Origin of the sequence: Siminovitchia sediminis (genome assembly GCF_042680885.1) — a bacterium.
Lineage (GTDB): Bacteria > Bacillota > Bacilli > Bacillales > Bacillaceae_C > Siminovitchia > Siminovitchia sediminis.
Window position 1 is genome coordinate 1 of sequence record NZ_JBHUEO010000026.1, and the last position, 21666, is coordinate 21666.

Genomic DNA, 21666 nt, shown 5'->3' on the forward strand with positions numbered 1-21666 from the left:
TGTTGGTGTGGTAACTTACATTTTACTAGAAAGGGCGATTTTTTTGTATGCCTTTTTTAGAACTAAACAAAATAGGGCTGTCACAGAAAATCAGTTTTTACTGACTTTCTGGACAGCCCCTTTTTTTGAAGAGGCAAGTTCGATAATTTTATTGGCAGCCTCATCAGGGGAAAGATCATCCATCATTATTTTACCATGGTGATGTGCGTAGACTTGTCTTCGTTCTAAAAAAAGCTGTTCCACTTCCTGGAGGCTTTTTTGTTGTAAAAGCGGCCGGGTATCGATCAGTTGTTTATATCTATTCAACCAGGCTCCCCATGTAATATCAAGAAAAATGACAACCGTATGCTGCAGACATGTATTGCGTGTATCGCTGTTCATGAAAGCTCCGCCCCCCAGCGAGAGGACATGTCCTGACTGATGGCAATGTTCTTCAATCAACTGTTTTTCAATAGAACGAAAGGCCTGCTCTCCATGCTTCTTAAAGATTTCGTTAACGGGCAAGGTAAATTTCTTTTCAATTTCCAAGTCAATATCCACGAAAACTCTGTTTGATTTCCGCGCGGCGCGTTCTCCTGCTGTTGTTTTGCCCACACCCATAAAGCCGATTAATACAATGCTTTTCCCTTCATCTTGTTTCACCTTGTGCACCTGCTTTTATACCATTTTTATTACTACTATACCATGTCCATATCGATATGTACGTCATTTTCTTAAGTTTCCTCTCGGATCATTTTAATTGACGGATGCATGCTTGTCATAAATAGCGCTGAAAAGAATACATATTAGGTAGAAAACATGTAGGGAGAGGGTTATTTTGGAGCAGATAATTCGAATTCTTCCAAGTGGAATTTCTGAGCTTCTATATGGCTTTTCGGGCGGAAGCATGGAAGATGTTGAAGAGATACGGCTTAGGGTGAACAGACCTGTGGAAGTAACATCTGATGGGACCCCTCATTTTCTTCCTTATTTGTTTTCCAAACAAGATGCAGAGCAATTAATCAGCAGTTTGGCAGGACACTCTTTTTATACTCTGGATGAAGAATTGAAAAGAGGCTACGTAACCATTGAGGGCGGACACCGAATCGGTTTGGCCGGCAAGGTGATCCTGGAAGAAGGAAAGGTGAAAGCCCTTCGCTATTTTTCTTCATTCAATATAAGAATCGCCAGAGAGAAGATTGGAACTGCAGACCCCTTCATTCCGCTTTTATACGACGGAGGCTGGAAACACACCATGATTATTGGTCCACCGCAATCTGGAAAAACAACCTTGCTCAGGGATCTTGCCAGACTTGTTTCATCTGGTTCACAAGAACACCACATCCCCTCTATGAAGGCAGGAATTGTTGATGAACGATCGGAAATAGCCGGCTGTATGCACGGGATTCCCCAACTGCAGTTTGGACCCAGAGTCGATGTCCTGGATGCCTGTCCAAAAGCGGAAGGAATGATGATGATGATCCGGTCAATGAGTCCTGATGTTTTAATCGTGGATGAAATAGGCCGTGAGGAAGACAGGGCTGCAATCATGGAGGGGGTTCATGCAGGGATCACTCTCATAATGACTACTCATGGAAATGATCTTGAAGAAATAAAGAAACGCCCGCTGTTAAAAAAAATTATAGAACAAGAAGTTTTTGAACGCTTCATAGAGCTTTCCCGCAATAAAGGCCCCGGTTCGGTAGTTTCCATTAAGAACCAATACGGACAAGTTGTGGAAGTTCATGTTTAAATGGATTGGCGCTTTTCTTATCATCGGAACGACTACATGGGGGGGGTTTGAAGCGGCAGGACGCTTGTCGCGGAGGCCAAGGCAGATCCGGATTATCAAAGATTCTTTACAGGCATTGGATGCCGAAATTATGTACAGTCATACTCCACTTCAGGAAGCGGCTCAAAAGATTTCATCCCAAATGCCCGAACCAGCTGCGAATCTGTTTAAAATTTTTTCAGAAAAGATTTCCCGCAAAGAAGCTACAGTCAAAACAGCCTGGCAAGAAAGCCTGGATGATATTTGGTCCGGTACGGACTTGAAAGAGGAAGAATATGAAGTGCTGATTCAATTTGGCGAAAGCCTTGGACGCCATGACCGGTATACACAGCAAAAGCAAATTTTACTTGCTGTTGCCCATCTTGACAGGGAAGAAACCAGTGCAAGAGAGAAACAGGAAAAATACGAGAAAATGATCAGAAGTCTCGGAATATTGAGCGGATTGCTTTTTGTCATATTGCTTCTATAAACACCAGACTACAGAAAAATTTTAGATTCCGGAGGAAGTCCGGCTTTGGAAGTTATTAGCCATCGGTCAGGAAAAATATACCCTTTGCCATGTGATCGAGCTCAAAAAAAGAGTCCGCTTTGAAAGGCTCTGACAGACAAGGCAATCACGAGCCATCACATTCACAGATTAAGTAAAGCTTCTGCAGAAAGCGTAACATTTTCTTAAGATGCCCATGTACAAACGCTGCGGTCAGGAGATGCCGCGCGCATAGAGAATGAGTCAATCATCATAAAGGCAGAATCTGTTCAGGGTGAGGAAGTGTATATGAAAGACCATCAAAATCATGTGGTTGCAGAGTATTTTCAGCGGCATCAAAGCCGAAAAATTGGTTAAGCCTGAGACTGCACATTTAACGCTTTTCTTAAGGGACGGGAGGAAATAGGATGGGCATTGATGTTGACGTTATTTTTAAAATTGCCGGTGTCGGGATTGTTGTAGCCTTTTTGCATACCATTCTCGATCAGGTTGGAAAAAAGGAATATGCGCAATGGGTTACGCTATTTGGCTTTATTTATATTTTGTTTATGGTGGTAACAATTGTTGATGGACTGTTTCAAAAAATTAAATCTGTATTTTTATTTCAATGACAGGGGTGAGCGGCCATTGCCATATTCCAAATAGCAGGGATCGCCCTCATTGCCACTTTTCTTGCTCTGATTATTAAAGAACAGAAACCGACCTTTGCTTTCTTAATCATTCTGTTTACAGGGTGTTCCATTTTTCTGTTTTTGGTTGATCAAATCCATGGCATTATTCTCATGATCGAGACTTTAGCCGCATCGGCAGGGATCAACACGATGTATGTAAAAACCATTTTAAAAATTATCGGGATTGCCTACATTGCGGAATTTGCATCCCATATCAGCAAAGATGCAGGTATGGGAGCGATAGCGGCAAAAGTTGAATTGGCTGGTAAAATTCTGATTTTGGCTTTGGCCGTTCCCATTTTAACTGTTCTGATTGATACGATCATCCAAATGATGCCTGCCAGGTGAGCTGTGGAAAAAACGGGGTGAAATGATGCGGAAATTCATTCAGGTTTTCTATTTTTGTTTTGTCATGGTATTAATCCCGTCCACTGTGTACGCAGAACAGCAAGGAGATCCGTCATCAAATGATGTAATGACGAAGATGATGAACGAACAGATGGAACAGCTGGGATTGGACGAGCTTTCTCAATTTTGGGAAGAGGTTATGGGCGAATATGGAGGGTATTTGCCGGAAAGCCAACGAGGGACCTTAATGGAATTTTTAAAAGGGGAAAAGGACTTTTCCGTTCGTGAATGGTTACGCGGAATCGGGGCCTATGCAATTCAGGAAATAACAGTGAATGGGAAGCTTCTTGGTATGCTTCTGCTGCTGACTGTTTTTAGTGCTTTTTTGCAGTCTTTGCATACTGCATTTGAAAAAGGGACCGTTTCTAAGGTCGCCTATGCTGTCGTATTTATGGTGTTAATAATTATTGCACTCAACAGCTTCCGTGTGACAGTCGACTATGCAGTCACAGCCATTGATACCATGTCCCAGTTTATCTATGCTTTGATTCCTCTCATTCTGGCGTTAATCGCTTCTTCCGGAGGCATTACTTCGGCGGCATTTTTTCATCCGGTACTGCTCTTTTTAATCCAGACAAGCGGACTTCTTATTCAGGCCGTTGTCCTTCCGCTTCTGTTCATGTCTTTGCTATTAAGTATTGTGAGTTCGCTGAATGAAAATTATAAAGTTACCCATCTGGCCGGATTGCTGAAAAAAGCAGGAATTGGAGTTTTGGGAGTTTTTATGGCTGTATTGCTGGGCGTTATTTCACTTCAGGGAACTGCATCCGCCGTTGCCGACGGAGTAGCGATACGGACTGCCAAATATGTAACCGGGAATTTTGTTCCAATTGTTGGAAGGATGTTTACAGATGCAGCCGATACGGTATTGACGGCATCCATACTGATAAAAAATACGGTGGGTTTGGCAGGTGTGGGAATCATCCTGTTGATTGCTGCTTTTCCGGCAGTCAAAATTTTGGTGATTGTATTGGTATATAAGCTGGCCGGAGCTTTGCTGCAGCCCATTGGAGACGGGCCGATTATCAGCTGTCTTCAAACGATCAGCAATTGCATGATGTACGTATTCGCTTCTTTGGCAATCATATCTTTCATGTTTTTTTTGACGATTACAATTGTGATTACATCAGGGAACATAACGATGATGATTCGGTAAAGGAGGCGCATGAATGCAATTCATATCAGAATGGATTTTAAACATCGTCACTTTTATATTACTGGCCATGATTGTGGACATGCTCCTTCCAGATTCTCCGATAAAGAAGTATGTCAAATTGGTGGTCGGGCTGCTGCTGATTACAATTGCGGTAACACCTATATTTAAAGTGTTTTCTTCTGATTTTGATGAGGTGCTTAATTCCTTCGTATCTTCGGAGCTCCCGCCCAAGGCACAGGTCCAAAAAACATTGAACGCAAAAAAAAGTGATATAGAAACATCCAGCCATGCATATATATTAGAGCAAATGGCTGTCCAACTGAAAGATCATGCGGAAAAGGAGATGATTGACCACCATGGTATGACCATTACCCATATTCAAATAAAGGCCCAGCTCCAATCTGCTGATGCACCTGACCATATTTTGGAAAATATTCAGAAGATCACTGTGCATGTAAAGCCCCAAACTGATTCCAAAATGGTTGCAGAAGTAGAACAGGTATCGATTCAGATCAGGGATGAAACCGTTCAAGTGATGGCTCACAGTAATGAGAAGATAAAAGAAATGCTTGCAGAAAAGTGGGACGTGCCAGCATCAAAAATTGAACTGCAGGTGAAGGGAGGAACCGATAGTCGATGAGTAAACAAAACGGTCCTCTTGATTGGTTCAAACGATTATTGACAGAAAGCAAAAAAGATCCCTCCACAAAAAATCACAAGATGTATTATGTGCTTATTCTGGTCCTGGTAGGTGCAGCTTTCATGATCATCTCTGATCTATGGGGTACAGGGAATCAAAATAATTCATCTGCAGTGATGAGTCAAATGGAAACAACCTCAGAAGACGCTGAAGCGTTCGGTGAGAACAGCCAGTCAAAAGATGATGGCATGAAGGCCCTGGAGGAACGATACGAAAATGAACTAAAAGAAGCGTTGGAACAAATCGTAGGGGTTCACGATGTCACAGTGGTCGTTAATGTAGAAGCAACTGAGAAAACAGTGCTGGAAAAGAATACGACTCTCAGGAATCAAACAACAGTGGAAGAAGATAAAGAAGGGGGAACAAGAAAGATAGAAGATCAATCCACCGAAGATCAGCTTGTTTTTATCAAAGAAGGAGATCAAGAAGTTCCGATCGTGTTGGAAAAAAGGAAGCCGGAAGTAAAGGGAGTTCTTGTCGTAGCCGGAGGAGCCGAAAATATTCAAGTGAAGAAATGGATTATAGAGGCGGTTACTAGAGGTCTGGATGTTCCTAGTCATAAGGTGGCAGTCATGCCTAAAAAGTCAAAGGGGGATTCTTAATGCTGTTAAAAAAACAGACTGTTTGGTTATTAACCATGCTTAGTCTAGTTGTGGTTTTATCTGTTTATTATGTTACCTCTGATCCTGCAACAAATGACCTTGCTGCAGGAAGTGAAGAAGCCGAAGAGGAAATGGCAGGGAATAAAGATGACATGAAAGTGATCACGGAAGCTTCAGGAGATGAAGCTTTTGAAACGATACGGCTCGAAATGCAGGATAAGCGTAGTAAGGAAATTGAAGAAATAACAGCAAAGGTCGCTTCGCCGGATTTGACAGCCGAAGAGAAAAATGAGTTATATTCAAAGATGCAGGACTTGTCCGCAATGGAGACAAAAGAAAAGACATTGGAAAGTTTAATTAAAACATTGGGTTACGACGATGCACTCGTCCGAGCCAGCGATAACGAAGTAATGATCACTGTTAAGGCAAGTGAACATTCTCGTGCAGACGCTGCCCGTATTCTCCAGATTGTCAGGGAAGAGATTGGCACGAATATGGTAGCTACTGTAGAATTCCAATCCAGTAAATAGGCGGACGGAGGGAAGATCCTATCCGTCTGTCTTTTTTTGTGTTATTCTTTTAAAGTTATGAACGTTGCGAATGCAGGGGGAATAGTCCGACCCGCTTTTCTTCAACAGTATGAATACATCCTTGCTTGTTCCGGCAGTGTAAACAGCGTTCCAATTAATTTCTATATTTTTTCGATGTGCGTTGAATTTCTGTAACCCATTATATTATGATATTAAGAGCTACTCATAATCATGAAGGAGTGTCGTAAATGTTGAAGGTTCAAGAGATCCGTGAAATTATAAAATTAATCGATGAATCTGATATTGATGAATTTGTTTATGAACATGACGGTTCCAAAATTAAATTAAAGAAGAAAGTGAATACTGTTATCCAAGAGCCTGTCAAATACATAACAGAGCAGGTTCATGTTCCGCAGCCACCGGTTTCTCAGGAAATCGCACCACAAGCATCTGTTGCTGAGAAGACTCCGGAACCTGAAACGGCTCCAGCACAAACCGCAACAGATCACAGTAACTTACATACCATTGTCTCACCCATGGTCGGAACATTTTATCAGGCTCCATCTCCAGACAGTGATCCGTACGTACAGGTAGGCTCAGAAGTGACTTCTGACTCCATTGTTTGCATCGTTGAAGCGATGAAGCTATTTAATGAAATTGAAGCTGAAGTGGAAGGGAAAATTGCGGAAATACTGGTACAGGACGGAGAACTTGTAGAGTATGGCCAGCCGCTTTTTTTAGTGGAGCCTAAGTAAGGAGCGAAGACCATGATAAAAAAACTTTTAATTGCTAATAGGGGAGAAATCGCTGTCCGGATTATTCGGGCGTGCATGGAGCTTGATATTGAAACAGTGGCAGTCTATTCCGAGGCTGACAGGGAAGCCCTCCATGTTCAGCTGGCTGACGAAGCCTATTGTATCGGCCCTAAGTCGTCAGCTGAGAGTTATTTAAACTCGGCTAATGTGATTAGTGTAGCCAAGCTTACGGAATGCGATGCCATTCATCCCGGTTACGGTTTTTTGGCGGAAAATGCAGATTTTGCCGAGTTGTGCCGTGAATGCAACATCTTGTTTGTCGGACCCGGTCCAGAGGCAATCAGAAAAATGGGAACCAAAGATGTAGCGCGAGCTACGATGAAACAAGCGGGTGTTCCGATTGTTCCCGGATCTGACGGCATTGTGGAAACAATGGATGAAGCCAGGGCGATAGCTCAGGACATCGGGTATCCCGTCATTATTAAAGCAACTGCTGGAGGAGGCGGCAGAGGTATCCGAGTGGCCAGAACAGAAGAAGAACTGGTGAAAGGCATTGAAATTACCCGGCAGGAGGCTTCCATCGCATTTGGAAACCCGGGTGTCTATATTGAAAAATATATTGATGATTTCCGCCACGTAGAGATTCAGGTGCTTGCAGATACCCATGGAAATACCATTCATCTTGGAGAAAGGGATTGTTCTATTCAGCGGCGGCTTCAAAAGCTGCTGGAAGAAACACCATCCCCTGCATTGACTCCGAAAATCCGTGAAAAGATGGGACAGGCTGCAGTCAAGGCGGCAGAAGCTGTTGATTATACAGGAGCCGGTACTGTAGAGTTCATTTTTGACCATCGGAATGATAAATTTTATTTTATGGAAATGAACACACGTATTCAGGTTGAACACCCTGTTACTGAAATGGTGACCGGAATTGATCTGATTAAAGAACAAATCCGCATTGCATCCGGAAAAGAGCTGTCTGTTTCACAGGACGAAGTTGTATTTGAGGGATGGTCTATCGAGTGCAGGATTAATGCTGAAAATCCGGAAAAAAGCTTCATGCCTTCAGCAGGGAAAATCGAGATGTACCTGCCTCCTGGCGGAATGGGCGTACGGGTGGATTCAGGTGTATATCCGGGTTACACGATCCCCCCATATTATGACTCCATGATAGCCAAACTGATCACGTACGGGTCAACAAGAGAAGAAGCCATCGCCAGAATGAAGCGTGCTCTTGAAGAATTTATTATCGAAGGTGTCCATACAACCATCCCATTCCATCTGAAATTATTGGAAAACGAAACTTTTGTAAGCGGAGATTTCAACACAAAGTTCCTTGAATTACATCCGGTTATGAACCAAAACCAAACGGAGGTGCGTATAAGTGGAAGAAAAATTGACGATGTTGGAAATGACGCAAGAAAACGGTCAAGATCATGGAAAAATTGAAATTGCCCCTGAAGTTATTGAAGTCATCGCCGGTATAGCAGCGTCTGAAGTAGAGGGCGTTGCCCAAATGCGCGGGAACTTTGCCACGGGTGTTGTGGAAAGGTTGGGAAAGAAAAATCATGGAAAAGGGATCAGGGTGGAACTTTCTGAAGAAGGAATTATTGTGGACGTATACTGTCTCATGAAATTTGGAGTGTCCATACCGACGGTTGCACAAAAGGTGCAGGATAATATCCGCCAGGCATTGTTTAATATGACAGCTCTGGAAGTGGAAGAGGTCAATATTCACATTGTCGGTGTTTCTTTTGATCAAGGCAAACAAGAGACCGAAGAAGAGTTTGAGACTGAGTAACGGTGAAGGCCAAAGGTGAGACCCCTTTGGCATTTTTTACATTAAGATCATCTGCAGTATTCCGCCCAATGAGCATTCATGCTCTTTGCGGCCAAATTTGGCTGTTTGGGTCATGCTTGTTTTTCCTTCCAGTGTGGTAAACTAAGAAAAATTTAAGAGGCTGGAAGCCCTACAATAAAGGAGCTTTTTGATCATGAAGAGAAGAGAGGCACGAGAAAAAGCTTTGCAAGCTCTTTTTCAAATTGACATGAGTAAAATCGAGCCAAGTGAAGCATTGGAGAATGTCTTGAGTGACGGGCAGTCTGATGACTTTTTACAGCAGCTCATTGAAGGTACTTGCGCTCATTTGAGTGAAATTGACGATACGATCAGCACACACTTAGAAAGATGGTCTATTGACCGTCTGGGCAAAGTGGATGTAAACGTCCTTCGGATAGCAACGTATGAATTGAAATTTACCGAGACTCCTCCGAATGTGGTCATTAATGAGGCAGTGGAAGTGGCAAAAATATATGGGGATGAAAAATCCGGATCATTCGTAAATGGAATCTTATCGAAAATTAATGGTGAGAAATCCGATTAGGAGGGATTCAATTGACAGCAGAAATCATTAATGGAAAGACCATTTCACAGGAAATTAGAAAGGGGCTTGAAAAAGAAGTTGCAGCATTAACGGAAAAAGGGGTAAAACCGGGTCTGGCAGTCATTTTGGTGGGTAACGACCCCGCATCGAGGACATATGTGGCTTCTAAGCAAAAAAGTTGCCGGGCCATCGGGATAGAATCCATGCTCGTTGAATATCCAGAAGATGTAATGGAAATTGAATTACTGGATAAAATCAGAGAATTAAATGAAGATGACCGGATTCATGGAATACTGGTTCAGCTTCCACTCCCTCCTCATATTTCAGATAAGAAAGTGATCGAAACCATCTCGCCGGAGAAGGATGTAGACGGTTTTCATCCAGTTAATATCGGAAAAATGATGACCGGGCAGGACACTTTTTTACCGTGCACACCGTTTGGTGTGATGAAGATGCTGGATTTCATGGATCTTAAAGTCGAAGGGAAGCATGCAGTGGTCATAGGCAGAAGCAATATTGTCGGTAAACCTATGGGGCAGCTGCTGTTAAATGCCAATGCAACTGTAACTTATTGTCATTCTCGAACAAGCGATTTGAAATCCGTCACAACCCAGGCGGATATATTGGTTGCAGCTGTAGGAAAGGCTAAAATGATTAAAGCTGACCATGTAAAAGATGGTGCTATAGTCATAGATGTCGGTATTCACAGAAATGACGAAGGCAAATTGTTCGGGGATGTGGATTTTGATGAAGTGAAAGAAAAAGCTTCGTATATTACGCCTGTTCCTGGAGGGGTTGGCCCTATGACAATCACTATGCTGCTGCATAATACAGTTCAATCTGCAAAAAATCATTTAAATCATCGCCAAGGGCAATAAAAATATAGTAGAATAAAAGAAATTGAAGAAAGCTGTCGACTTCTGTAAAGGGCAGCTTTTTTGTCTGTCTGTCAGGCCGGCTGGCTGGAATTCAATGCCCATGCCGCGCTCAATACCACTTGAAGGGAGGGGCAGACAAAACGAATGCAGAGCCCCCAATATTTATCTGTAAAGGCACTTACAAAATACATAAAAAGAAAATTCGATGCTGATCCTCATTTGGAGCAAGTATATGTTAAAGGGGAAATATCCAACTTTAAAAAACATTCAAGCGGGCATTGGTATTTTACCTTAAAAGATGAGTATGCCAGAATTTTGGCTGTCATGTTTGCCAGGAATACAGCTACCATGAAGTTTAAACCGGAAAACGGCATGCATGTATTGGTCAGAGGCAGTATCAGTGTTTACGAAATGAGCGGCCAATATCAAATGTATGTAAATGAGATGCTCCCGGATGGCATTGGCGAACTGTTTCTTGCATTTGAGCAATTAAAAGAAAAACTTGAAAAAGAAGGATTGTTTGCTAAGGATGCAAAAAAACCCATTCCTGCGTATCCTCAGGTGATTGGCATCATTACCTCGCCTACAGGTGCTGCCATCAGGGACATCATCACTACAATCAAAAGACGCTATCCTTTGGGCAAGATCGTTGTAATCCCTGCGCTTGTTCAGGGGAAAAATGCTTCCAACTCTATAGCGGATGCGATTCGGAGAGCTGATGAGGCAAATGTGGCAGATGTTTTGATTGTCGGGCGAGGCGGAGGTTCCATGGAAGAATTATGGCCTTTTAACGAAGAAATTGTAGCAAGGGCTATCCATTCATCTAAAACTCCCATCATTTCTGCAGTCGGGCATGAGACGGATATAACGATTGCGGATTTTGCAGCAGACCTTCGTGCTGCAACGCCAACAGCTGCAGCAGAATTGGCTGTACCTCATGCGAAAGAATTGATGGAACTGCTGATGCAGAAGAAGTCCCGTCTCTATCATAGTATGGCCGCGGTCATTAAAACGAGGAGAAATCACTTAAATTACATGGAGCAGTCCTATATTTTTAGAAACCCGCACAAGTTATATGAACAGAAATGGCAGTACCTTGACCGGATGCGGGAAACTCTCCATATGGCCCAACAGCAGATCATACTCCAAAAAACCCATCAGTATGGTGATTTCCGAAGCAGACTTGAGAGAACTCATCCGGCGGGATTGCTTAAAATAAGCAAAGAAAAAGCAGCAGCAGCGAAACAGCGGCTTCAAGAACAGGCACATGCGGTTGTGAAGGAGAAAGCAAGTGATTTTTCAAGAATAACCGGCACGCTCGATGCGTTGAATCCTTTAAGTATTCTTCGCAGAGGCTTCAATATTGCCTACACTGAAGACGGAGAGCTGCTCAAAAGTGTACAGCAGGGATCCGTCGGTGAAAAATTGACGCTTACTCTCATGGATGGAAGTCTGGAATGTAGAATTGAGGATAAAGAAGAAGGTGCAAAAAATGAGTGAACCAATAACTTTTGAACAAGCCATGGAACAGTTGGAAGGGATTATTAAGCGGTTGGAAGAGGGAGATATTCCTCTTGAGGAGGCATTGGAAATCTATCAAAAAGGAATGGAGCTCTCCAAAGTCTGTCATGATAAACTCAAGTTTGCTGAGGAAAAGTTAACGAAAATACTGACTGATGACGGAGAAGAGGATTTCGATGTCAGTGAGGAGGAAAAGGCTTGACAGATACTTTGGAAGAGTTTATGAAACAGTACAAGGAAGTCATTAACCAAGATTTATTGGACCGTATTGACAAGCTGGATGCCCCTGATTCCTTGAAAGAGGCCATGTCCTATTCACTGGAAGCCGGCGGGAAACGAATCCGGCCCATTCTTTTGTTGGCAGTCATTCATGGGTTTGGAAAAAATCCTGCTGCAGGGCTTACGGCCGCCGCAGCAGTCGAAATGATTCATACGTACTCACTCATTCATGATGATTTGCCAAGCATGGATAATGACGATCTCAGAAGGGGGAAACCAACGAACCATAAGGTTTTCGGAGAGGCACTTGCTATCCTGGCTGGAGACGGACTGCTGACATATAGCTTTCAATTAATTATGGACGATCCACATTTGAATGCTGACCAGAAGATACAATTGGTCAGGTTACTGTCCGAGTGTGCAGGCCCGGAAGGTATGGTCGGGGGGCAAGTGGCAGACATTGAAGGCGAAAATAGAACACTTTCCATGGAAGAGCTTGAATATATTCATATTCACAAAACTGGAAAACTATTGACCTTCAGCATTCTTGCGGGAGCCGTCATCAGTCATGCAGACGCCGCTCAAATGAACCAACTTGAACGGTTTGCCCATCATTTAGGGCTTGGTTTCCAAATCAGCGATGACATACTTGATGTGACGGGTGACGAAGAACTCATGGGGAAACCGGTCGGAAGTGACAGCGGTATGCATAAAAGCACATACCCATCCCTATTGACGCTTCAGGGAGCAAAGGATCATCTCAGATATCATATTAATGAAGCCAAAAAAGCACTGGAACCAATCAATAGGGATACGTCTTTACTTGTCCAGATTACTGATCTTATTGCCGACCGGACGTACTAGTACGAATGTTTGTGCTAAAGGCCGGATTGTGATATAATATCACGAGGAATATTCGGATGGTGCAGCATTCTAGTCAACCTACCGGTTCTGAAGGTGAGCCTAAAAATTTAATAAAGGGCACATCGGTGTAAGGGCGATCCATAACTGCATGTGGGCGTAGACCCTTTACCGCCGAGGCTTCGCTTGTTTCACTTGAAAGAACCTTGCGTAATTGGCGAAGTATAGACCTGCAACGTGATGAGGGCCTTCACTGGCAGCGCAGCCTGCCTTGAGTGAGGTTCGAGGGGATTATGGTTAGGGGGAGGGCTTTCCGAATGGCCATCGGAATGCTCTCTTGAGTCCATATGAAATCAGCCTTGCAAAAGAGGCTAGGAACCAGGTTCAAGGGTTGTCGAGGAAATCTCCCGGACGTTTCTGTCAGACATATGAAGAGAATTAAAGTGCGGACTAATTGGTAATCCAGTCTGGCATCTGGTAACAATGACAAGGCGGGTTTAAAGGGGAAACCTTACTGGACCTAAGCCGTAATCTTTACTCTTCTTACGGCCGTCCGATTTAATCAAAAAGAACGGTGATTGAACGTTTCCTATATGTGATTTAATATATAAAATTCGATAAAATGGAGTATCAGTATTGCCGTTATCACTTTCGTGTTAGCGGCTATTTTTTCAATAGCATCCAATGGTATCCTCATAGACGTACCATGGACATACGGACTTCTTGTTGTGTTAATCATAGTGTTAATCGGGATTTTTTTTGATATGATTGGAATTGCTGCAGCTGCAGCAATGAAACACCGTTCCATTCCATGGCATCAAGAAAAATCTGCAGTGCGCAATATTCCAATCGGATTGTCCGTAACGCCGATCGTGTCGTGTCATTGGAGATATCTCCGGTATCATCAGTGGGACTGCTGAAGCACTCGTTGTTATTCAGTTTGCGAACACTCTCAGTTCTTCCGATACACCGATATCAGAATAGCCATTAATGTGGAGTTTACAAGCTTGATTGCTGCATTGACGGTAGGCGGAAAAGCTCCCGGCAAAACATTTGCAATTACTTATTCAAAGGATATTGATATTATATTTCGTGTGGGGAAACTGATGCAATTCCTTGAAGATAAATGCCGCATTTCCCTCTTGAATGACAATAAGAAGAAAAAGCAGAAGCATCAAAACAAGAAACGAAAGTGAGTGGTCCTTTTGGATCTCCTGTCAATTAAAGATCCTTCCTTTCTTAAGGGGCTCAACAGAAAACAACTTGAGAAATTAAGCGCCGATATTCGGCGGTTCCTTATTGAAACACTGTCAAAGACTGGCGGGCATATCGGCCCCAACTTGGGAGTGGTTGAACTGACAATCGCTCTTCATACCTGTTTTGACAGCCCAAAAGATAAGCTTATCTGGGATGTCGGGCATCAATCCTATGTTCATAAAATTTTAACCGGCAGGGCCGGACAGTTTGAAACACTTCGCCAGTACAAAGGGTTATGCGGATTTCCGAAAATGTCCGAGAGCGAGCACGACGTTTGGGAAACAGGCCATAGCTCCACTTCTCTATCCGCAGCCATGGGAATGGCCATTGCCCGGGATGTCAAGAAGGAAAAAAATTTTGTTATCCCGATTATCGGCGACGGGGCGCTTACCGGGGGAATGGCGCTGGAAGCTCTTAACCATATCGGCCATGAACAAAAAGACATGATTGTTGTGTTAAATGATAATGAAATGTCCATAGCGCCCAACGTAGGAGCATTGCATAATGTCCTGGGGAAACTGCGTACAGCCGGAAAGTACCAATGGGCAAAAGAAGAGCTGGAATATTTGATGAAAAAAATACCTGCTGTGGGAGGAAAGCTTGCTGCCACAGCGGAGAAAGTGAAAGACAGCCTGAAATACCTGCTCGTTTCCGGTGTTTTTTTTGAAGAGCTTGGTTTTACTTACTTGGGTCCTGTTGATGGGCATGATTATGATGCATTGTTCGAAAACATTGCCTATGCGAAAAAAACAAAGGGGCCTGTCCTTCTGCATGTCATTACCAAAAAAGGAAAAGGCTATCGTCCGGCAGAGCATGATAAAGTCGGAACTTGGCATGGGACGGGACAATATAAAATTGAAACCGGAGATTTTATCAAGCCTGTCAATACAGCCCCTTCCTGGAGTGCGCTTGTCAGTGAAACAGTGAGGAAACTGGCCCGGAAGGATGAACGTATCGTTGCAGTAACTCCGGCAATGCCGGTTGGATCCAAGCTCGAAGGCTTTGCTTCTGAGTTTCCGGACCGTATGTTCGATGTGGGGATTGCAGAGCAGCATGCTGCAACAATGGCCGCCGGTCTCGCTTCACAGCAAATGAAGCCTTTTTTGGCCATCTACTCAACCTTTTTGCAAAGGGCCTACGATCAAGTACTCCACGATATTAGCAGACAGAATCTGAATGTTTTTATCGGTGTGGACCGTGCGGGTCTTGTGGGTGCAGATGGCGAAACTCATCAAGGGGTATTTGACGTGGCGTTTTTAAGACATTTGCCTAATATGGTCCTCATGATGCCGAAAGATGAAAATGAAGGACAGCACATGGTTCAAACAGCCATCGCTTATGATGACGGCCCGATAGCGATGCGATTTCCGCGAGGAAACGGTTATGGGGTTCCAATGGACGAAGAATTGAAACAAATTCCAATCGGATCATGGGAAGTGCTGAAAAAAGGGAAGGATGCTGTCATTCTCACGTTTGGGACAACAATTCCCATGGCGCTGGATGCTGCCAACCGACTGGAAAAACAAGGGATCTCGGTCCAGGTGGTCAACGCCCGTTTTATCAAGCCGATGGATGAAGCCATGCTTCACGATATCTTTCAGAATCACCTTCCCGTCCTGTCTATTGAGGAAGCGGTGCTGCAAGGCGGATTTGGAAGTGCCGTTATGGAATTTGCCCATGATCATGGTTATCACCATGCTTCGATTGACCGTATCGGTATCCCTGATCGGTTTATTGAACACGGCAGCGTGAAGGAACTATTAAAGGAAATTGGATTAACTCCAGAAAATATCATGGTCAAAATTAAATCTCTTATACCAAAAAAACAAAAAAGGGCCTAAAGTCATGAAAGCCAAGAAACAAAGACTGGATGTGTTACTTGTTGAGAGGGGTTTGGCGGAAACACGCGAAAAAGCAAAGAGAGCCATTATGGCAGGGCTTGTTTTTACAAATGAAACCCGTCTCGATAAAGCTGGTGAAAAGGTGGATGTGGATATTCCCCTGAGAATGAAAGGGAATATCACGCGATATGTGAGCAGGGGCGGCTTAAAGCTGGAAAAAGCTTTGAGCACGTTTCATCTATCCGTACAGGACAGAGTTCTGTTGGATATTGGTGCATCAACGGGAGGCTTTACAGACTGTGCCCTGCAGCATGGAGCAAAGATGTCTTATGCCCTTGACGTCGGATACAATCAGCTTGCGTGGAAGCTGCGTCAAGACGATCGTGTTGTAGTCATGGAGCGAACGAATTTCCGATATGTCACTCCTGATGACTTTCGGGGACCCAAACCGGATTTCGCCTCCATCGACGTTTCATTCATTTCCCTCAGACTTATTTTGCCCGTACTCAAAACATTGCTTGTATCTGGTAGTGACATTGTTGCCCTCATTAAACCGCAGTTTGAAGCCGGCAAGGAGCAGGTAGGAAAAAAAGGAATTGTCCGCGATCCTCATGTTCATATTGAGGTCATTCATCGTGTTCAAACAATGGCCCTGTCCGAAGGGTATGATGTGATAGATCTTTCCTTTTCACCGATTACCGGCGGTGAAGGCAATATAGAGTTTCTCATTCATCTCAAGTGGGAAGGCGGCAAGTCCGAGGGGACGGATCAAAGCTTGAAATCTCCGGAAGAGATTGTCCGCGAGGCACACGAACAATTCAATAAAACGAGTAAACATAAGGGATCATCTTGAAAAGATCCCTTTTTTTTATGCATGTTTTTCAATATGGGTTGCTTGCACCTTTTTATTGAGTTCATTATAATACAAACTAATGTATGTATAAAAATACATATTTATGTAAATTTGGTGAGGTGGGATTCGTGAGTAAAGGCCGACGGCATTTAAAAATACGCGAGGTAATTGGAACAAAGGAAATTGAAACTCAAGATGAACTTGTCGATTACTTGAAGGAACAAGGTTTTAACGTTACGCAGGCGACTGTATCGCGGGATATCAAAGAACTGCATCTGGTTAAAGTCCCATTGCCGGACGGACGCTATAAATACAGTCTGCCTGCCGACCAGCGTTTTAATCCTTTGCAAAAGCTAAAGCGATCGCTGACTGATTCTTTTGTCAGCATAGATTATACAGATCATTTAATTGTGCTTAAAACACTCCCGGGTAACGCCCAGGCAATCGGGGCACTTATTGACCATTTGGATTGGGAAGAGATCATGGGCACGATTTGCGGAGATGATACTTGTCTCATCATATGTAGAACACCTGAAAATGCAATGGATATTAATGACCGTTTTATTCATATGCTGTAAGCTCACGACAAGGGAGTGAATCCGTTGTTACAAGAACTAACGATCAGAAACTTTGCTATTATTGATGAAATTTCTATAACTTTTTCTGAAGGGCTTACCGTACTGACGGGAGAAACAGGCGCAGGTAAATCCATTATCATTGATGCTGTCCATTTGTTGGTCGGAGGCCGCGGATCTTCTGAATATGTCAGACATGGAGCATCCAAGGCTGAAATTGAGGGGCTCTTTTTTATATCGGAACAGCACCCCTGTTTTGAAAAAGCACATGAACTGGGGATTGAGATAGAAGATGGCATGCTCATCCTTCGAAGGGACATTTCCAACAGCGGCAAGAGCATTTGCCGAATAAACGGCAAACTGGTAACGCTGGCCATTTTAAGAAAACTGGGGAGCACACTTATTGATATTCATGGCCAGCACGAGCACCAGGAACTAATGAATGAAACCATGCATTTATTTTTACTGGATGACTTTGGAAGTGAGGAAATTGACGAACAACTTGCTGATTATCATCAAAAATATAACGTGTTATCCGAAACCGAAAAGAAAATTCGGGAGTTGAGCAAGAATGAGCAGCAGATCGCTCAAAGGCTCGATTTACTTCAGTTTCAGGTTCAGGAAATTGAAAATGCCCAGCTGTCTTTGAATGAAGATCAAATGCTTGAAGAAGAGAAAACGCGGCTTGTCAATTATGAAAAATTGTTTGAATCTCTTAAAGAAGGTTATGAAAACCTCCAAAACGAGCGAAAGGGTCTGGATTACGTCAGCCAGGCCATGAGTGTTCTTGAGACAGCTGCGGATGTGGACCCAAGATATAAGGAGTTGTATGAGTCTGTTTCCAACAGTTATTACATGCTGGAAGATACGGCAAGGTCGATAAGAAATGAGCTTGAGATACTGGAATTTGACCCGCAGCGCCTGAACGAAATAGAACTGCGCCTGAATGAGATTAATCAGCTAAAAAGAAAGTACGGGCCTACAGTTGAAGAAATTCTGGCTTATTTGGCAAAAATAAAAGAAGAGCTGGAGTCCATGATTCACCGAGATAGTACAGTGGAACAACTGCAGAAAGAACAGTCCATACAAATGAAAGAAGCAAAAGAAGCTGGAAAACGCCTTAGCCGGCTTCGGAAGAAATGGGCTAAAAAATTAATAAACGCTATACATCAGGAATTGAAGGTGCTTTACATGGATAAAACTGTATTTGATGTAAGCATTAAAGAACAAGAGATGACTCCAGACGGTCTGGATCTTGTCCAATTTTATCTTTCCACAAATCCAGGAGAACCATTAAAGCCTTTATCAAAAGTGGCATCAGGAGGAGAGCTTTCAAGGATTATGCTTGCACTCAAAACCATTTTTTCAAAAAGAGTCACATCAGTCATTTTTGATGAAGTGGATACGGGTGTCAGCGGACGAGTGGCTCAGGCAATGGCAGAAAAAATCCATCAAATTTCTGTTCACTCGCAAGTTCTTTGTATTTCTCATTTGCCTCAAGTGGCGGCAATGGCAGACACCCATCTGCTGATTTCCAAGAATATAACAGAAGGCAGAACTCGCACAGTGATCAGGAGCCTGAATAAAACAGAAAAAATCAACGAAATTGGCAGAATGATTTCGGGTACGGAAATTACTCCTATTACCAAAAAGCATGCCAAGGAATTGGTAGAAATTGCTTATACACTGAAAACAAAATAATCTGCTTGTAATCCTATCCTTCAATGGACATCTTTTTTTTCGGTACCAGCTAATAAATGCCCGCTCCTGAGGTCAAATTATAATTGTGGACTAGAAGGCGAGGAGAGTGAAAATAAACGCATGAAAGATCGACTCAGACAACTTACGGGTGTAATTCTCCTTGTTTTTCTTCTTCTTCTTGGCTTTTCTAAGCCGTTTCAGGAATATATCGCCATACCGACCTCCATTACCTTGCTGGAAGGGCAGGAGCACCAGATACCGAAAGCCAAGGCTATCTCGGCCATGGCTGATTCCTCTGAAGCATTTTCGTATAAAGAGCAGGCGGATTCCGTTTCTCTATCCGCAGATTCACCGGGCAAAGATGAATTATTTATGCAAATTGCCGGCCTGCCTGTAAAAAAGGTGGATGTGAACGTCCTAAAAAACTTTAAGGTGGTGCCTGGAGGCCAGTCCATTGGTGTTCAATTGAATACTCTCGGTGTCCTTGTAGTAGGTCATCATCTTGTGATGACAAAGGACAGTAAAGCGTCTCCGGGAGAAGACGCAGGTATTCAAGTTGGTGATATTATTACCAAAATCAATGGAAAAAAGATCGAAAAAATGGAACAGGTAGCTCCTTATGTGGAAGAAGCAGGAAGAAACGGGAAAGCGCTTGATTTAACAGTACAAAGAGAAAAAAGTCAATTTCAAACAAAGCTGCTTCCAGTCAAAGACGAAAAGGAACAGGAATATAAACTGGGTTTGTATATTAGGGATTCAGCTGCCGGGATTGGGACTATGACTTTTTACGAACCGAAAACAAAGAAATATGGCGCTTTGGGACACGTCATTTCTGATGTAGATACAAAAAAACCGATTGTTGTAGAAAATGGAAAAATTGTTCATTCAACTGTCACTTCGATTGAAAAAGGTAAAAATGGAACACCCGGTGAAAAATTAGCACGCTTTTCAGGAAACCGGGAGGTTATTGGGAATATCACTTTAAATAGCCCTTTTGGCATATTTGGGACTTTAACTAAAGATATAAAAAATGGCACGATGGATCAAGCAATGCCTATTGGCTTATCCCATCAGGTCAAAGAAGGACCTGCCAAAATATTAACAGTCGTGGAAGGCAATGAAGTCGAGCCTTACGATATTGAAATCATCAGTACGGTTCCACAAAAATTTCCTGCCACCAAAGGCATGGTGATTAAAGTGACCGATGAACGGCTCATCAGAAAGACGGGCGGCATTGTCCAGGGAATGAGCGGAAGTCCAATCATTCAGGACGGTAAGCTTGTAGGAGCTGTTACCCACGTATTTGTTAATGATCCCGCATCAGGATACGGGGTCCATATTGAATGGATGCTTCACGAAGCCGGAATTGATATTTATGAACAGCAAGAGCTGGATAAGGTGAGCTGAAGAGGGCGCAGGCCCTCTTTTTTTTGCAGATCAAAAAATTCGACAATCCCTATCGTATGATATCTAATGGTGGCACAACGCGTCGAAACAATTAGCAAATAAAAGCTATTATTGTATTTTTTCCTTATTTTGAAAGAATTTAAAGGAATTTAACTTCCATTGGCGTATTTGTTTGTTAGAATATAGTAAATGAAGTCATTATTCTTTTTTAAAGTTGGGGAGGATGCAAATTGAATAAAATAAAAGTGGTTCTTGCAGATGATAATCGGGAATTGGTGGCCCTTTTGGAAGATTATATGGCAAATCAGTCAGATATTGAAGTCATTGGAACCGCTCACAACGGACAAGAATGCCTGAACCTGCTGGAAAGCGTTGAACCGGACGTTCTTGTACTGGATATTATTATGCCGCACCTTGATGGGTTAGGTGTATTGGAAAGATTAAGAAGCACAGGTCAGCGTTTCCCGCACGTCATTATGCTGACTGCTTTCGGCCAAGAAGACGTAACGACGAAAGCCGTCGAACTGGGGGCATCTTATTTTATTCTCAAACCATTTGATATGGATTATTTAGCCGGCCATATCCGGAATGCCGGCCAAAAAGGGGCCCGCAACTTTACTCCATCGGCTGCGGCCAAATCTCCTGAAGAGAAAAAGCCACAAAACCTGGAAGCGAGTATTACGTCAGTGATTCACGAGATCGGTGTTCCGGCGCATATTAAAGGGTATTTGTATTTAAGAGAAGCCATCTCGATGGTATACCATGATATTGAGCTTTTAGGTGCGATTACGAAAGTGTTATATCCGGATATCGCCAAAAAATTTAACACAACTGCAAGCCGTGTGGAAAGAGCGATACGCCATGCAATTGAAGTCGCATGGAGCAGAGGGAATATCGATGCCATCTCATCATTATTTGGATATACCGTCAGCATGTCCAAGGCAAAACCCACCAATTCAGAATTTATCGCAATGGTTGCCGATAAGCTGAGGCTAGAGCATAAAGCGTCGTAAATGTTCGCCAAATCAGAATGCTTGCACATATCATTCCAAAAAAGGGTATGATGGTACTATCCTTTTTTAGGTGGTG

At 43.1% G+C, this 21666-nt stretch carries 22 protein-coding genes and 2 pseudogenes; 23 read left to right on the forward strand and 1 reads right to left on the reverse strand.

What is annotated here, in order from left to right:
- Positions 1–90 precede the first annotated feature (90 nt).
- Positions 91–642 carry a shikimate kinase gene (locus ACFSCZ_RS09790; RefSeq protein WP_380773748.1) on the reverse strand — a complete coding sequence of 184 codons (552 nt, stop codon included), beginning with the start codon at positions 640–642 and terminating at the stop codon, positions 91–93.
- 175 nt (positions 643–817) lie between these two features.
- Between ACFSCZ_RS09790 and spoIIIAA the strand changes: the two genes are divergently transcribed.
- The 23 genes and pseudogenes from spoIIIAA to spo0A all read left to right on the forward strand — a co-directional run bounded on the left by spoIIIAA (position 818) and on the right by spo0A (position 21590).
- Entirely contained in the window at positions 818–1732 is a 915-nt protein-coding gene (gene spoIIIAA / locus ACFSCZ_RS09795) for a stage III sporulation protein AA (RefSeq protein WP_380773749.1), read from the forward strand.
- The gene (spoIIIAB, locus tag ACFSCZ_RS09800; protein WP_380773750.1) at positions 1725–2240 is read left to right on the forward strand and encodes a stage III sporulation protein SpoIIIAB; all 516 of its coding nucleotides are present in this window, start codon (positions 1725–1727) and stop codon (positions 2238–2240) included. The genes spoIIIAA and spoIIIAB overlap by 8 nt, the downstream gene beginning before the upstream one ends.
- 425 nt (positions 2241–2665) lie before the next feature.
- Positions 2666–2869, forward strand: coding sequence for a stage III sporulation protein AC (gene spoIIIAC / locus ACFSCZ_RS09805; RefSeq protein ID WP_380773751.1), 204 nt, complete (start codon positions 2666–2668; stop codon positions 2867–2869).
- Positions 2870–2890: 21 nt separating this feature from the next.
- Entirely contained in the window at positions 2891–3277 is a 387-nt protein-coding gene (spoIIIAD, locus tag ACFSCZ_RS09810; RefSeq protein WP_380773880.1) for a stage III sporulation protein AD, read from the forward strand.
- A gap of 25 nt (positions 3278–3302) precedes the next feature.
- The gene (spoIIIAE, locus tag ACFSCZ_RS09815; RefSeq protein ID WP_380773752.1) at positions 3303–4493 is read left to right on the forward strand and encodes a stage III sporulation protein AE; all 1191 of its coding nucleotides are present in this window, start codon (positions 3303–3305) and stop codon (positions 4491–4493) included.
- Between the two features lie 13 nt (positions 4494–4506).
- A complete protein-coding gene (gene spoIIIAF, locus ACFSCZ_RS09820; protein WP_380773753.1) occupies positions 4507–5133 on the forward strand; it encodes a stage III sporulation protein AF in 627 nt (208 codons plus the stop codon).
- Positions 5130–5795 (forward strand): stage III sporulation protein AG, encoded by a 666-nt coding sequence (gene spoIIIAG / locus ACFSCZ_RS09825; RefSeq protein WP_380773754.1) that lies wholly within the window; start codon positions 5130–5132, stop codon positions 5793–5795. Before spoIIIAF ends, spoIIIAG begins: the two co-directional genes overlap by 4 nt.
- Positions 5795–6325, forward strand: a complete 531-nt coding sequence (locus tag ACFSCZ_RS09830; protein WP_380773755.1) for a SpoIIIAH-like family protein — start codon at positions 5795–5797, stop codon at positions 6323–6325. The genes spoIIIAG and ACFSCZ_RS09830 overlap by 1 nt, the downstream gene beginning before the upstream one ends.
- A 248-nt stretch (positions 6326–6573) precedes the next feature.
- The gene (gene accB, locus ACFSCZ_RS09835) at positions 6574–7080 is read left to right on the forward strand and encodes an acetyl-CoA carboxylase biotin carboxyl carrier protein (RefSeq protein ID WP_380773756.1); all 507 of its coding nucleotides are present in this window, start codon (positions 6574–6576) and stop codon (positions 7078–7080) included.
- A 12-nt stretch (positions 7081–7092) separates the two neighbouring features.
- Positions 7093–8436 (forward strand): annotated as a pseudogene (accC, locus tag ACFSCZ_RS09840) (acetyl-CoA carboxylase biotin carboxylase subunit); the annotation flags it as partial.
- Positions 8437–8482: 46 nt separating this feature from the next.
- Positions 8483–8881 (forward strand): Asp23/Gls24 family envelope stress response protein, encoded by a 399-nt coding sequence (locus ACFSCZ_RS09845; RefSeq protein WP_380773881.1) that lies wholly within the window; start codon positions 8483–8485, stop codon positions 8879–8881.
- Positions 8882–9074: 193 nt separating this feature from the next.
- Positions 9075–9464 (forward strand): transcription antitermination factor NusB, encoded by a 390-nt coding sequence (gene nusB, locus ACFSCZ_RS09850; protein WP_380773757.1) that lies wholly within the window; start codon positions 9075–9077, stop codon positions 9462–9464.
- Positions 9465–9475: 11 nt separating this feature from the next.
- Positions 9476–10342, forward strand: coding sequence for a bifunctional methylenetetrahydrofolate dehydrogenase/methenyltetrahydrofolate cyclohydrolase FolD (gene folD, locus ACFSCZ_RS09855; RefSeq protein ID WP_380773758.1), 867 nt, complete (start codon positions 9476–9478; stop codon positions 10340–10342).
- A gap of 144 nt (positions 10343–10486) precedes the next feature.
- Positions 10487–11842, forward strand: a complete 1356-nt coding sequence (gene xseA, locus ACFSCZ_RS09860; RefSeq protein WP_380773759.1) for an exodeoxyribonuclease VII large subunit — start codon at positions 10487–10489, stop codon at positions 11840–11842.
- On the forward strand, positions 11835–12065 hold the full coding sequence (gene xseB, locus ACFSCZ_RS09865) for an exodeoxyribonuclease VII small subunit (protein ID WP_380773760.1): 231 nt from the start codon (positions 11835–11837) through the stop codon (positions 12063–12065). The genes xseA and xseB overlap by 8 nt, the downstream gene beginning before the upstream one ends.
- 20 nt (positions 12066–12085) lie before the next feature.
- Entirely contained in the window at positions 12086–12946 is an 861-nt protein-coding gene (locus ACFSCZ_RS09870) for a polyprenyl synthetase family protein (RefSeq protein WP_380773882.1), read from the forward strand.
- 614 nt (positions 12947–13560) lie between these two features.
- Positions 13561–14139 (forward strand): annotated as a pseudogene (locus tag ACFSCZ_RS09875) (hypothetical protein).
- A gap of 9 nt (positions 14140–14148) precedes the next feature.
- Positions 14149–16041: a 1-deoxy-D-xylulose-5-phosphate synthase gene (gene dxs, locus ACFSCZ_RS09880; protein WP_380773761.1), complete on the forward strand. Its 1893-nt coding sequence runs from the start codon at positions 14149–14151 to the stop codon at positions 16039–16041.
- 4 nt (positions 16042–16045) lie between these two features.
- The gene (locus ACFSCZ_RS09885) at positions 16046–16894 is read left to right on the forward strand and encodes a TlyA family RNA methyltransferase (RefSeq protein WP_380773762.1); all 849 of its coding nucleotides are present in this window, start codon (positions 16046–16048) and stop codon (positions 16892–16894) included.
- 128 nt (positions 16895–17022) lie between these two features.
- Positions 17023–17472 (forward strand): transcriptional regulator AhrC/ArgR, encoded by a 450-nt coding sequence (gene ahrC, locus ACFSCZ_RS09890; RefSeq protein WP_380773763.1) that lies wholly within the window; start codon positions 17023–17025, stop codon positions 17470–17472.
- 24 nt (positions 17473–17496) lie between these two features.
- Positions 17497–19170: a DNA repair protein RecN gene (gene recN, locus ACFSCZ_RS09895; RefSeq protein ID WP_380773764.1), complete on the forward strand. Its 1674-nt coding sequence runs from the start codon at positions 17497–17499 to the stop codon at positions 19168–19170.
- 120 nt (positions 19171–19290) lie between these two features.
- Positions 19291–20577: a SpoIVB peptidase gene (spoIVB, locus tag ACFSCZ_RS09900; protein ID WP_380773765.1), complete on the forward strand. Its 1287-nt coding sequence runs from the start codon at positions 19291–19293 to the stop codon at positions 20575–20577.
- A 230-nt stretch (positions 20578–20807) separates the two neighbouring features.
- Complete coding sequence (gene spo0A / locus ACFSCZ_RS09905) at positions 20808–21590, forward strand: sporulation transcription factor Spo0A (protein WP_380773766.1); 783 nt, start codon at positions 20808–20810, stop codon at positions 21588–21590.
- Positions 21591–21666 lie beyond the last annotated feature (76 nt).